We start from the raw sequence: 12,680 nt of genomic DNA, 5'->3' as shown, positions 1-12,680 counted from the left end.
CAACTCAGTGAGCAACTTCGTTACTCGCTTCGCTTTCGTCAGCCGCTCCTGTTTCGGTGGCGGATTTGCAGTATGGCGAGTTCCCCCTTCCCCGCAACTCCTTTTTACTCTTTTTTAACGTTTTTTTCGCGACCTCCCTCTCCCGCCCCCCCTTTTTTGACCAAAAACCGCTGTTTTGGGGAGGTCTGGCCCCTTTCTCCCCTAAAAGTGGCCTCAGAATCGCAAAGTTCTCAAAAGACCGGACATTTGACTAACCAACATTGATATTTAGGCGCGCTTGCGTGCCAGCCGCCAAACCAACCATGCTACCACGTTCACGACGGCCAGTGCGCCTAACAACTGAGTGAGGGAATGGGCCAGGGAGCCTTTGCCTAGTCCGCTGCCTACCAGGGTGAAGGCGATGTTCAGCGGCAGGTAGCCGGTGAGGGTGCCGAACAAAAAGGTGGTATGTGCCACTTCTGTCACGCCTAACAGAACGTTGAGCACGAGACCGGGCAGCATCATCTGGCGCACCCAGAAGACCTTCAGCCAGGAGGGCTTCTCCAGCATCTGGCGCAGCCAGGGCCAGCGCTCTGCGCGGGTAAGCACGGCGCGGCGGGCTCCGGCACGCGTCATCAAGAAGGCTCCGTAGGAACCCAGAACAGATCCCGCCAGCGAGAGTCCGAGCCCCTCGACAAAACCAAAGATAAGCCCGGCCCCGGCGCAAAGCGGCAGGCGAGGGAGGCCGATCATCACCCCGCCGGCGCAGGCGAGGACAAAGCTGAGATGGCCTACCCAGCCAAGTTCATCCACGAAATCCTTCCAGGCCTGGATGTTGGTGATCCAGGCTTTCAGTGGAGTGAAGTGTGCGATGACGAGGAAGAAGGCAATGACACAGACCAGGATGAGCATGCGGCGGTTTTCCCGGCCCATGGAGCGGGAAGTCTCGTCCTGCAGCCGGGCCTGTTCGGAGATTTCTCCAGTTTCTGGCAGGTTGCTGGTGGGAGTGGGGGCTGCGTGGTCGGGGTCCGGTCCGTTCATTCGGAGGCAATCAGCGTCGCACCGGATGCTTCTCAACCCGGAATCTGCATCTTTATTCAAGGGATGGTCCGGCTTGGACGTTTTCTGTTTAACCGCCATGAACACGCCCCTCACTTCCCGCCGCCAATTTCTTCAGCGCAGCAGCCAGGTCATCGCCTCCAGCCTGCTGGCCGTGCCTGCCTTGCAGGGAAAGGACGCTCTGCCCAAGTCTGAAACCCTGGTGCAGCAGCTCTATGGCAGCCTGAAGGAAGAACAAAAGAAGCTTCTCTGCTTTGGCTGGGAGGATGCGCGACGCCTGAAGGTGGACAACAACTGGCACATCACCCCGCAAAAGATTGAACAGGTGCTGGGAGCGGATCAGCAGGATCTGGTGCGCCAGATCTTCGATGGCCTGCACAGTGAGGAATATAAGAAGGAAGTGTGGCGGCAGTTTGATCAGGACAACAAGGGCGATGGCGGGTTTGCCAGTTCCTCGATCGCGCTTTTCGGTCAGCCAGGGAGCGGACAGTTCGAATTTGTGCTCACGGGCCGCCATTGCACACGGCGCTGTGATGGTGACAGCGAAGCTGGCACGGCGTTTGGCGGCCCCATTTTTTATGGGCATGCGGCCAAAGGCTTCTATGAAAAGCCCGATCATGCCGGAAATGCCTACTGGTTCCAGGCGCAGCGGGCGAATGAGGTGTTCCAGGCGCTCGACGGTCGCCAGCGCGGTCTGGCCCTGCGGGGTGACTCCCGGGATGAGGTAGGAAACAAGACCGTCAAACTCACAGGCCAGAAGACCGGGCTGGATGGCATCCCTATGACCGAACTGACGGCTGACCAGAAAGGTCTGGTGCGCCAGGTGCTGGCCGATCTGCTGAAACCCTTCCGCAAAGAGGATGCGCAAGAATCGCTGAAGTACATCGAGGCGGCGGGCTTCGACCATTTGCACATGGCCTTTTATCAAAACCAGGATGTGGGCAATGATGGCGTCTGGGACGTCTGGCAGATCGAGGGACCTTCCATGATCTGGTATTTCCGGGGAGATCCGCACGTTCACTGCTGGGCCCATATTAAAGAGAGGGCCTGAGAAAGTCACACTGAGGAGGTTGACAGGCGCGGGAAATGCTAGCGAACGTACCGCCAGCACATCCCGCCCCTCTCTTGGACGCTCTCTATTATATCTCCAAAGGTCAGAAGACCGTCGGCCCCTGCAGCCTGGATGACCTCTACGGGTACATCGCGTATGGCTCAGTCCGTGACAGTGATCTGGTGCGCCGGGAGGGTTCCACGGAGTGGACACCGCTGCGGCAGCTCGACGAACTGCAAATTGACCCGGCAGATCCGGCGACGGTGAGAGAAATCACCACCCGGAGGCGCACCGCCCGCCTGCGGGACTATGCCAAAGTGCCGAAAGATCGGCGGGCGGGCGTGGTTCTGGGTCGGCTCATCTGCGGCTCACTGATTTTTCCCCCTCTATTATGGAAGGGTGCCAAGGCGGTTTTCCAGGACCGCATCTATTCTGCCCGTACCGATGCCAAGGGTTACCTTCTTTATTGGCCCCGCTGGGTGGAGGCTGTGGTAATGGCTCTTCTGGTGATCAATAGCATTGCCTGGCTCTGTCTCTTGGGCTGGATCTGGAGGGAGGCCACGCCTCTGGGCCAGGAAATATCCGGCCTGCTGCGCACAGGGATTCACGATCTGCAAGACTGGCTGGGGAAATAAAGGCGCGTTGCGCTAATTGTTTGAATTTTAAGAATATCAAATATTTCCATTGTCTTTTATGTTATGGAAAATATAATAGGTGTAGATTTTGGCTCCCTATGCCTGCTCCATACATCCATTCTTCACCCCGGTACGTCGTCAAACGACTGCTGTTTGCCTTGGTCCTGGGCGCTCTGATCCTGGCCACCTGCCATGCGCAGCAGGGGCTGCCCTCGGATGACAGCGCGACCATCAAGGTCAATTTCCCCAGCACACCGGTGCAGGCGATCATCCCTTTTTACACCCAGATCACGGGGAAAAAGATCATTCTGGACTCCGCCCTTCAGGGGGAGCCCTTGCGCATCATCGCCCCCCAGCCGCTGACCCGGCGCGAAGCTGTAGCCTTTATTGAAGCCACGTTACTCCTCAATGGCTATGCCATCATCCCGGTGGATGCGACGACGGTGAAGCTGATCCACCACAATGGCGGCAAAAGCCCAACCCCCGAGGGGCTGAAGGTGTACAATTCGATCAAGGACCTGCCGGACAATGAGGAACTGTGCCATTTTGTGATGCCACTGGTGCACATTTCCCCTGACGAAGCATCCAAGGCCTTTCAGCAGGTGATCAAACTGCACAGCTACGGGGCCATCATGCCGATGAAGAATGCGGCGGCGCTGATCATCACTGAAAACAGCACCACCATCCGCAGCATCTATGAGATCGCCCAGGTGATTGACGTACCGCCGGCCGAGATCGCCAATGAGATGATCAAACTGGAGCGCAGCGATGCCGAAAGCGTGGCTGAAATCATCAGCGAGATCTACGCCGAAGAGGAAAAAACGGAGGCCACACCCGCACCCCAAGCAGCCCCAGCCCCGCCTGCTGTGGCGGCCAATGGTGCTCGCCTGCCTGCGGTCAACCCGATGGGCGCCTCCAACACGGCCAATACCAATCCCAGCGTGGCCCGGGTGAAGGTGATCCCCCATCGCCGCACCAACAGCCTCCTGGTCATCGCCCGCCCGGTGGACATCACCTACATTCGTGGTCTGGTGGAAAAGCTGGATCAGCAGGCGGATGACGTGACCTTCCTGAAGCGCAAGCTGGCCTACCTGGACGTGGGCGACTTTTTGCCCGTGGCTTACAACGCCCTGGCCAAGGACACCGACATCCAGAATGACGGGGCCGATGCCGCCTCCGGAGGCGGACGCCGGAGCAGCAGCAGCCGACGTCCCACGGCGAGTTCCAACACACCGTCCACGGACGCTTCGCGCGACAGTTCCAATTTCAACAATCCCTATGGCCAGGGCGGCCAAAGCGGCTTCGGCTTCAATGGCGGCAGCCAGAATAACCGGGCCGAACGCAGCCTGCTGGATGATCCCGACGCCGTCTCTGCCCCCGAGTCCCTCGTGGTGGGAAAAACACTCCTGATCGCCGAACCGCAGTCCAACAGCCTTGTCGTCAGCGGATCACCGGAGCACATTGCGGTGATTGACCAACTGATCCAGGAAATGGATGTGCGGCCGCAGCAGGTGTACATCAGCACCATCATCGGCCAGCTCAACCTGGGCGGCGATTTCAACTACGGGTTCGATTTCCTGAACATGCTGGATGATTTCACCCTGCGGCAGAAAAACGTCATCACGCCTGGCGGTGGCACTGGGGTGGCCGGTGCGCTGGACATCCCTTTCAACCTGGAAAACTTTGGCGCAGGCTCCATGAGCTTTTACGGCCAACTCGGCTCGCTGAGCCGGTATGTGAATGTGCTGGAAGGGAACAAAGACTTCAAGGTGCTGTCCAGCCCCAGCATGTACACCACCAACAACGGCAAGGCCGTGATCTCCAGTGGCCAGCGCATCGCCGTGCCCGTGAACATTCTTTCCAATGCCGGCATCAACAACATCGCCGCCACCAGCGCCAGCATCGATTACCGGGATGTGGTGCTGAAGCTAGAAGTGGTGCCGCTGATCAACAACGACAATGAAGTGACGCTGCGGATCGCGCAGGTGAATGACAACATCGTGGGGGAACAGGTCATTTCAGGCAATACCGTGCCCACCATCGGCACCCAGGAACTGCTGACTACTGTGACCGTGCGCGATGGTGCCACTGTGGTGCTGGGCGGGCTGATCACAGAACGCACTGGAAAAACTGAGCGGGGCGGCATCTTCCTGCGCCGGGTGCCCGTGCTGAAGCACCTTTTTGGCACCACGGAAAAATCCACCTCACGGGATGAGCTGCTGATCTTTATCCAACCCAAGATCATCAATTCCACCGCCCATCTCGACAGCCCGAATAGCATTGAGGCCAAGCGGTCGCGGATCATGGAGGAGACGCTGCGTTTTGGCATGCCCCTGGACGAAATCCCCAAGGCACAGCCTGCTGGAAAGTAACCGCGGCTCCTGACGGGCTGATTTTCCTTTTGCATCCCTAGGGCGGCCCGTGGCATAAAGGCGCCCCCCTCACATGGCCGTTTTTTCAGCTCCCAGCCCACCCCTCTGGCTACGCTGGACCGTCTTTGCTCTGTTTCTGGGCGGCATGGCCTGGGGATACATCCATCTGGCGGACAAAAACATCCGCGAAAGCCTCTCGGCACCGCTCAGCCCCCTGGAGCTCAGGCATGTGGAACTGACGAAGGCGACGCAGGAGGATTTCCGGCCGGACTTCAGCCGCAGTGTCTCTGATCCGCTGAAAAAACTCGCCCCTCATCGCACCGATGGCGTGGCGCAGCCCCTCTGGCCCTGGCTGGCGGCCTTGCGGCTGGATGCTAAGGATCTGCCGGGTTCCCTGCATGATCTCGCTTGGTTCCGGGTAGGGCTGACGCTGGGCCTGCTGGGGCTGCTGGGCCTCGTGTGCGCCCGCCATTTTGCCCTGCCAGCCGCTCTGCTGGTCGTCGCTTTGACGGGCTTTCACGGTTTGCTGGGCACAGTGGCGGTGTATTCCGGGGCCACATTGTTTCATGTGTTTTTCCTGCTCACCTGGCTCGCCTGCCTGTATGCTCTGCAGCGGAATTCCCTGTGGGTGTATGGGCTCGTGGGTATCTTTGGGGCGCTGGCTTACCTGTCGGTGGACCGCATCCTGCCGCTGCTGGCGGTTTTTGTCATCGTCAGCACCCTACGGGCCCTGTGGGGCTGGCTGGTGGCGCACTGGTGCCCGCATGAAGGGACGAGCCTGTGGGTGCGACGCAATCATTTGTTCGGCCTGCTGCTGCTGGCCACGGGGGCGGGTTTCATCGCGGGCCCCCGGCTGACGGAAGCCCACCGCCAGTTTGGCGATCCCGCCTTTCATTACAGCGACTCCGTCCGGTGGCTGGACAGCCGGGAGGCGGCGCTGGCCTGGATCGAGAATCACCCGGACCGGGAGAGCCTGGAAAAAGTGCCCGTGCTGGCGCGGCCCAATCTGCACAACTACCTCCAGACCCACTCGAATGTCGAAATCCAGCAGCGGCTGCTCAGTGGCACTTCCCTTTTGCTGGGGCGGCTGGAGGGCCGTGGGGGTGAAGTCTTGGTCATTCTGCTGGTGCTGCTGGTCGCCTTCACCCTGGCCTGCCGCTTTAGCACACCCAAAGCCTGCCACGCCGGGGAGCGGCTGCACCCGGAGACGGCCCCCACGGTGCTGTTTCTGGTCGCCGCCACGGTGACTTACGGGGTCATTGCCGCCTGGGATGTGGCCGTGCTACCTGCCAACTATCTGCACACCTTGATCGGCCCGCTAACGCTCAGCCTATTATGGGGCTGCGAGAGCGTGCTGCGCCGGGCCCGCCGCCGAGGGGCAAGCTGGATGGTGAGCCGGGGCTACCAGGCGGTGCTGTGGCTGCTGCTGGGCCTGACGCTGGCACAGTTCTGGAAAACGGCGGTTTCGGCGGCCTGAAGCCCTGCCTTGACTCCCCCGTGCCACGGGTAGAGTGCAACTCCCCCATGGCAGCCCGAAAGCCCACGTTCATTCTCTCCTTCGATTTTGACGGCACGCTGGTGCATCACGAAAGCACGCCGGTCTTTCACCCCCGGCTCGGGCAGATGATCCAGCAGCTCCGCAGCCTGGGCGCAGCCTGGGTCATCAATACTGGCCGCAGCCTGCCCCAGACTCTCCAGGGCCTATCGCAATACGGCATCTTCATGGAGCCTGACTACATCATCGCCATGGAGTGCGACATCTACAAACCCGGCCTGTTTAGCAAATGGACGGACTTTGGCACCTGGAACAAAAAGGCACGCAAAGCCCACGAACGTTTTGTCAAAGATCACCAGCCCTCCCTGACCGCCATCCGCGAAATGGTGGAAACGCAGACCCAGGGGCAATTCCTCGCGGGCGACTATGGGGAACTGGGCATCGTAGGCAGCAGTGAAGAAGAACTGGATGCCATCTGCACCTTCATTGACGTCCATGTGCGACAGTTTCCAGACATCGGCTATCACCGCAACGGCATCTACCTGCGCTTTTCCCACAGCGGCTACAGCAAAGGCACTGCCCTGAGCGAACTGGCCCGCCTCCTGGGTCTGAATGCCAGCCAGTGCTTTGCTGCCGGGGACAATCTCAACGACCTTTCCATGCTGAACCCACGCCACGCGGCCATGATCGCCACGCCTGGCAACGGCCTGCCTGCCGTGAAGGCACACGTGCAAAACCATGGCGGTTTCATCGCCAGCCGCTACGCCAGCGAAGGCATGATCGAGGCGCTCACCCACTTCTTCGGCGCGGCCAAAGCCTGAACCGCCCGACTCCCTGCACGCTTCCTTTCCCTATCCCCTTTTCATGAACGCCACTTCCAACGTCCACATCGCCTCCAACATTCCCCTGCCCGCCCCCCGGGCCCTGGTGGCCGAGCTACCGCCTTCGGAAACCCAGGCTGCCTTTGTCAGCCAGGCACGCACGGAAATTCGCAACATTTTGTTCGGCAACGACAAGCGCTTCCTCGTCATCGTCGGCCCCTGCTCCATCCATGATCCTGAAGCTGGACTCGAGTATGCCGCCAAGCTGGCCGCCCTGTCGCGCGAGCTGAAGGACCGCCTGTGCATCGTCATGCGCGTCTATTTTGAAAAACCGCGCACCACCGTGGGCTGGAAGGGCCTGATCATGGACCCAGATCTCGACGGCACCTGCAACATCCCTGACGGCCTGCGCCTGGCCCGCCGCATCCTGCGCGATGTGCTGGAACTCGGCGTGGCCACGGCCACCGAGTTGCTGGACCCCATCACCCCCCAATACATCGCCGACCTCATCTGCTGGAGCGCGGTCGGAGCGCGCACCACTGAATCGCAAACGCACCGGCAGATGGCCTCCGGTCTGTCCATGCCCCTGGGCTTCAAAAACGGCACCTTTGGCCACATCTCCCCGGCCGTGAATGCGATCAAGGCCGCCATCCAACCGCAAACCTTCCTGGGCGTGAGCGAAGATGGCGTCGCCTCCGCCGTCACCACCAGCGGCAATCCCGACTGCCACATCATCCTACGTGGCGGTGAAGACGGCCCGAACTATGGGGCCGATGATGTGGCTGAAACCCGCGCTGCCCTGGAGACCGCGAAGCTGAAGCCCGCCATCATGATTGATGCCAGCCACGGCAACTGCGCCAAGGATCACAACCGGATGCCGCAGGTCTTCCGTGAAATCGTCCGCCAGCGGGCTGCCGGGGAGGAATCCATCATCGGTGCCATGCTGGAAAGCAACCTCGTGGGAGGGAACCAAAAATTCCCCCGTCCGCTGAATGAGCTGACCCGTGGCCAATCCATCACCGATGCCTGCATGGACTGGGCGACCACCGAGCAAGCGCTGCGCGAAGCATATGCACTGCTGGGTTAGTGCTCAATTACCTTGTTCTGCTTTCGAATGCTTAGTTAAGCCAGCATAAACCGAAGGCCTACTTTATCACTTCATAATTGAAGACCAATATGGAATCCTTAACACCCTATTCAGTTCTTCAAATAGACCCCAACACCGTAGAAAATGAGGAACAACTTGGAAGCAAACCCAAATTCTGGTTCCGACATGAGGGGCACCGCTGGCTGTTTAAGGAAGCCCGACCGAATACTGGTGAACACTGGGCAGAGAAGATCGCCGCAGAAGTTGCCGCCATCTTACATATTCCTTCAGCTCGTGTAGAACTGGCTGAGTGCCAAGGGCGCAAAGGATGTGCAGTCGAGTCTTTTATCCTTGCCCGCCGTCGGGAAGTTTTAGTTCATGGAAATGAACTACTTGCAGGCTCAGTAACAGGATATGACATGACTAAGCGGTTTCGCCAAAGCGATCATACACTGACAAATATCATTCAAGCCGTAGAATCTGTTTTTGACCATGGATCAAGACGTAAAGAGGCCGCTGAACTTCTATGTGGATACCTTACACTCGATGCCTTGATTGGGAACACAGACAGACACCACGAGAACTGGGGACTAATTCTTACCGTTATGGCCCAAGACAAGAACACAGAAGAAGTTCTTTTGCGAGTAGCTCCCTCGTTTGATCATGCCTCTTCTCTAGGTCGTGAATTATTGGATGATGATAGGAAGCGTAAACTGAAAGAAAATATCGTGTTAAACTATGTAAAGAAAGGACGTGGGGGCATTTTTGGCAACACCAACGACAAGCATGGATTGAGTCCGCTAGAAGCAGCAAAACAGGCACAAATACTTTATCCCAAGCTCTTCCATAAATGGTTGCTTAATCTGGCAACACTGGATGACTTGCATATCCACCAAATCGTGGCACATGTACCAAACGAATGGATCAGCCCGATCGCTCGGGAGTTCGCAGCGACTATGATAAACATCGGTCGCGCAGAACTGTTAAACACTCTCCCAATTTCATGAAAACTCTTTTTCTAGCATGGCAGGCACCAGAGCCTACACGCGCATGGTTCCCCATTGGAAGGTTAGACGCTGCACCAGATCAAAATTATTATCGGTTTCGATACACTGGAGGTGCGCTTCAAGCACATAGTCAATCAGGCATGGCACCTCTCGTCGCTTTTCCTGATTTTCAACGACAGTATGAATCACCAGAATTGTTCCCTTTGTTCAAAAACAGAGTTCTCTCTTCCTCCAGACGTGACTTTTCTGAATATTTGGGCTGGCTTGGGCTAGATGCTTCAAATGGTGACCCCATCGCTATGCTAGCAGTTACGGGTGGAGAACGAACCACTGATAATTTGGAAGTTTTCCCCAAGGTCGAAAAAGATGCTGACGGAGCATTCAAGTTACGTTTTTTTTTACACGGTATGCGGCATGTGAGTTCTGCAGCTCGTGAACGCTGCGCAAGGCTTCAAGAGAATGAACCTTTACGAGTCATGGTTGAAATGGATAACCCAGTGACAAGGCTTGCATTGGCACTGCATACTGATGACTATCACATGATTGGATGGGCACCTCGCTATCTTGTGAGTGACCTCATGCACAGTGTTTCAGAATCCCCCATTTTAAATGCTCGTGTGATCAAGATTAATGAAGGCCCCGCACCTCTAAACCGACGCGTATTAGTTGAAATGCGAGGATGTGCAGGAGATGACTTTGAACCTATGACATCTCCAGATTTCCGACCATTGATTCAGGAAACTTAGTTGGCCCGGAAAATGTCCCGTCTCGCCTTTTAATAATCCCGTGCCAGCAGGTAGTCCGCCAGCTCGCGCAGGCGGCCGCTGCGGTTGCCGAAGACGGCCAGGGCATCGTGTGCCACCTGGGTGAGTCGGTGGGCCTCATCGCGGGAGGCTTCGAGGCCGATCAAGGCGGGGTAGGTGGATTTTTCGGAGGCGAGGTCCTTGCCGGCACTTTTGCCCAGCTTTTCGCTGGTCTGGGTGACATCAAGAATGTCGTCAATGATCTGAAATGCCAGCCCGGTAGCCATGCCAAAGTCCGTCAGGCCTTGCAGTTCCTCGGCCTGGCAGTCGGCACTCATGCCACCGAGCTTCAGACTGGTGGTGAGCAAGGCAGCCGTTTTGTTTTCGTGAATGAAACGCAGGGCTTCCAGGGGCAGCTTTTTTCCTTCCCCTTCGAGATCGGCCACCTGGCCGCCGACGAGGTGAAGGCTGCCTGCGGTGCGGGCGAGTTCGGCCACCAGGGCTCCGGCACCATAACGGACGGTTACGGGAGTTTTGACCACGATTTCAAAGGCCAGTGCCTGCAGGGCATCTCCCGCCAAGATGGCAATGCCGTCGCCAAACACCTTGTGACAGGTGGGCACGCCACGGCGGAAATCGTCATTGTCCATGCTCGGCAGGTCGTCATGGACCAAAGAATAGGTGTGCAGGCACTCCACGGCTGCCGCGGCAAAGGAGGCGCTTTCTTTGCTACCCCCAGAGGCCTCGGCCGCAGCCAAGCAGAGAATCGGCCGCAGGCGCTTACCCCCGGCAAAGATGCTGTGGCGCATGGCCTTGTGAATGGTGGCCGGTGCAGTTTCAGCAGAGGGGATGAGGCGGTCGAGCACTGCATCCACATAGGCGCAGCGCTCCGTGAGGTAGGTCTTCAGGTCGGACATTAAAAACGGGAAACGGGGGGACAGACGGAATTTCAGTGATGGTTGCGGCGGAGGTCTTCGGCCAGGTGCTGGAAGTCACCCACCTCACACCATTTCACAAAGCGCTCCGTGAGACGCTTCAGCTCATCCCACTCATGGCGGATTTTGCCTGCCTCCTCCTTGCTGATGCAGTTGTCAGCGGCCGCCTGGCTGATGGCCGAGAGAAGATCGGCGAACTGCTGGACGATCTCCTGCGTGGCGGGCATGACCTCGCGCCCAGGCTGCTTGCCGGTGGGCGGATTTTTGACAAAGACACCCTCAGCCTGCTGGCAGAGCCACTGGATAAGATGGTCGTCCCCGGTCAGCTCATAGAGCTGGCGGACGCGGTCCAAGGGATTCGAGGCACCGCTGCCTTCTTCCTCGTCGCGCTGCCCCCATTTATAAACTAGGGACAGTGACACGCCCATTTTGGCCGCGATTTCCTTCACATGGCCTTTATCGAGGGCCTGTCGGATGACTTCATGGGACTCCATGCGCTCTGTTTTTCACGAACGCAGGCCGCTTGGCAAGCTGGAATGCATACGAACCGGGAGATTCGCCCGGCGCAGGATTCGCAAAAAAGCCTGTCATTGACCCCAAGCCGCCACATCTCCCATGCGGGCATACACCTCGCGGTTTTGCGCGCTGTTTTCCAAAAGGTCATCACAGAAGCGAATGCGCCCCGGCTCAAAGACCGTGATGAAACAGGACCCGCCAAAGCGGAAGTAGCCCTTTTCATCCCCTTTCAGCACCGGGGTATCGGGCGCGGAGGTATGCACGACGGAGCCCACGCAAGTGGCCCCCACCTCCAGCAGCAACACTTCGCCAAAAAGGCCCGTCATCAGCCGGGTGACATAACGCTTGTTCTCCCAAAAGATGCTGGGTCGCTGAAGAAACGCGATGGGGCTCACCGAAAAAAGCGGGCCGTGAATGAGGCGGGGCGCATCCGCCGTGCCGCCGCAGGGGAAATGAAAACGGTGATAGTCTGTGGGACAAAGACGGGAAATGAGCACGCTGCCTTTTTCAAAGCGTTCCGCCAGGGCGGCATCCCCCAGCAGAGCTGGCAGATCAAATCTCACGCCTTTGATGAAAAAATCCCGGCACTGCGAAACATCGGGAATGACAAAATGACGACCGTCCGCCGGAAAGGCTACCGCCGAAGGATCTGCCACGATGGGACGTGCGGCTGGCTTCAGTTGGCGATAAAAGAAATCATTGAAGGTGCTATAGCTGCTCGCTGGCTCCGCAAACTCCGCCTCATCCACGCCGAATTTCTCAATGAACGGGCGAATGCGGGCCGCGCTTTTTGGGTCGTCCATCTGGCGACCGTACCAGTCGGAGAAAAGGGCGCGCTTCACCAGGACATCCAGCGCCAGTTTGCCCAGGGGGTTTTCATAGACAAAACGCAGCGGGCCCTCCCCATAGACGGCCTCCGTTTCCAGGCGACGGGTCAGGCGGTTGTAAAACTGGATGGGCGCTGCGGGCATGTGGAAGAT

Annotated in this window: 12 protein-coding genes; 8 read left to right on the top strand and 4 right to left on the bottom strand. The window is 58.2% G+C overall.

The window, feature by feature from the left end:
* Positions 1-267: 267 nt before the first annotated feature.
* Complete coding sequence (locus ABEB25_RS21650; protein WP_345738532.1) at positions 268-1,020, bottom strand: TVP38/TMEM64 family protein; 753 nt, start codon at positions 1,018-1,020, stop codon at positions 268-270.
* 97 nt (positions 1,021-1,117) lie between these two features.
* Here ABEB25_RS21650 and ABEB25_RS21645 point away from each other — a divergent pair, with 97 nt between their 5' ends.
* The 8 genes from ABEB25_RS21645 (at position 1,118) to ABEB25_RS21610 (ending at position 10,252) form a co-directional block, all read left to right on the top strand.
* Positions 1,118-2,089, top strand: a complete 972-nt coding sequence (locus ABEB25_RS21645; protein ID WP_345738531.1) for a DUF3500 domain-containing protein — start codon at positions 1,118-1,120, stop codon at positions 2,087-2,089.
* 74 nt (positions 2,090-2,163) lie between these two features.
* On the top strand, positions 2,164-2,724 hold the full coding sequence (locus ABEB25_RS21640) for a DUF4339 domain-containing protein (protein ID WP_345738530.1): 561 nt from the start codon (positions 2,164-2,166) through the stop codon (positions 2,722-2,724).
* Positions 2,725-2,822: 98 nt separating this feature from the next.
* Positions 2,823-5,096, top strand: coding sequence for a secretin N-terminal domain-containing protein (locus ABEB25_RS21635; protein WP_345738529.1), 2,274 nt, complete (start codon positions 2,823-2,825; stop codon positions 5,094-5,096).
* 73 nt (positions 5,097-5,169) lie between these two features.
* Positions 5,170-6,573 carry a hypothetical protein gene (locus ABEB25_RS21630; protein ID WP_345738528.1) on the top strand — a complete coding sequence of 468 codons (1,404 nt, stop codon included), beginning with the start codon at positions 5,170-5,172 and terminating at the stop codon, positions 6,571-6,573.
* Between the two features lie 47 nt (positions 6,574-6,620).
* Positions 6,621-7,412 (top strand): HAD family hydrolase, encoded by a 792-nt coding sequence (locus ABEB25_RS21625; protein WP_345738527.1) that lies wholly within the window; start codon positions 6,621-6,623, stop codon positions 7,410-7,412.
* 43 nt (positions 7,413-7,455) lie between these two features.
* Positions 7,456-8,499 carry a 3-deoxy-7-phosphoheptulonate synthase gene (locus tag ABEB25_RS21620; RefSeq protein WP_345738526.1) on the top strand — a complete coding sequence of 348 codons (1,044 nt, stop codon included), beginning with the start codon at positions 7,456-7,458 and terminating at the stop codon, positions 8,497-8,499.
* Between the two features lie 89 nt (positions 8,500-8,588).
* Complete coding sequence (locus ABEB25_RS21615) at positions 8,589-9,506, top strand: HipA domain-containing protein (protein ID WP_345738525.1); 918 nt, start codon at positions 8,589-8,591, stop codon at positions 9,504-9,506.
* On the top strand, positions 9,503-10,252 hold the full coding sequence (locus tag ABEB25_RS21610; RefSeq protein ID WP_345738524.1) for a DNA-binding protein: 750 nt from the start codon (positions 9,503-9,505) through the stop codon (positions 10,250-10,252). The genes ABEB25_RS21615 and ABEB25_RS21610 overlap by 4 nt, the downstream gene beginning before the upstream one ends.
* Before the next feature lie 29 nt (positions 10,253-10,281).
* On the opposite strand, the gene ABEB25_RS21605 is transcribed toward ABEB25_RS21610, so the two are convergent.
* The 3 genes from ABEB25_RS21605 to ABEB25_RS21595 form a co-directional block, all read right to left on the bottom strand.
* Complete coding sequence (locus ABEB25_RS21605; RefSeq protein WP_345738523.1) at positions 10,282-11,166, bottom strand: polyprenyl synthetase family protein; 885 nt, start codon at positions 11,164-11,166, stop codon at positions 10,282-10,284.
* Positions 11,167-11,198: 32 nt separating this feature from the next.
* Positions 11,199-11,678: a helix-turn-helix domain-containing protein gene (locus ABEB25_RS21600; RefSeq protein ID WP_345738522.1), complete on the bottom strand. Its 480-nt coding sequence runs from the start codon at positions 11,676-11,678 to the stop codon at positions 11,199-11,201.
* Between the two features lie 93 nt (positions 11,679-11,771).
* Positions 11,772-12,671, bottom strand: a complete 900-nt coding sequence (locus ABEB25_RS21595; protein WP_345738521.1) for a phosphatidylserine decarboxylase — start codon at positions 12,669-12,671, stop codon at positions 11,772-11,774.
* Positions 12,672-12,680 lie beyond the last annotated feature (9 nt).

Source organism: Prosthecobacter algae, assembly GCF_039542385.1.
Taxonomy (GTDB): Bacteria; Verrucomicrobiota; Verrucomicrobiia; order Verrucomicrobiales; family Verrucomicrobiaceae; genus Prosthecobacter; species Prosthecobacter algae.
Note: the sequence above shows the minus strand (reverse complement) of the source record. Positions and strands in the feature narration are given on the sequence as shown.

Coding starts and splice junctions, on each gene's coding strand:
- ABEB25_RS21650 (WP_345738532.1), bottom strand. CDS start 1,020: ATGAACGGACCGGACCCCGACCACGCAGCCCCCACTCCCACCAGCAAC.
- ABEB25_RS21645 (WP_345738531.1), top strand. CDS start 1,118: ATGAACACGCCCCTCACTTCCCGCCGCCAATTTCTTCAGCGCAGCAGC.
- ABEB25_RS21635 (WP_345738529.1), top strand. CDS start 2,823: ATGCCTGCTCCATACATCCATTCTTCACCCCGGTACGTCGTCAAACGA.
- ABEB25_RS21630 (WP_345738528.1), top strand. CDS start 5,170: ATGGCCGTTTTTTCAGCTCCCAGCCCACCCCTCTGGCTACGCTGGACC.
- ABEB25_RS21625 (WP_345738527.1), top strand. CDS start 6,621: ATGGCAGCCCGAAAGCCCACGTTCATTCTCTCCTTCGATTTTGACGGC.
- ABEB25_RS21620 (WP_345738526.1), top strand. CDS start 7,456: ATGAACGCCACTTCCAACGTCCACATCGCCTCCAACATTCCCCTGCCC.
- ABEB25_RS21615 (WP_345738525.1), top strand. CDS start 8,589: ATGGAATCCTTAACACCCTATTCAGTTCTTCAAATAGACCCCAACACC.
- ABEB25_RS21610 (WP_345738524.1), top strand. CDS start 9,503: ATGAAAACTCTTTTTCTAGCATGGCAGGCACCAGAGCCTACACGCGCA.
- ABEB25_RS21605 (WP_345738523.1), bottom strand. CDS start 11,166: ATGTCCGACCTGAAGACCTACCTCACGGAGCGCTGCGCCTATGTGGAT.
- ABEB25_RS21600 (WP_345738522.1), bottom strand. CDS start 11,678: ATGGAGTCCCATGAAGTCATCCGACAGGCCCTCGATAAAGGCCATGTG.
- ABEB25_RS21595 (WP_345738521.1), bottom strand. CDS start 12,671: ATGCCCGCAGCGCCCATCCAGTTTTACAACCGCCTGACCCGTCGCCTG.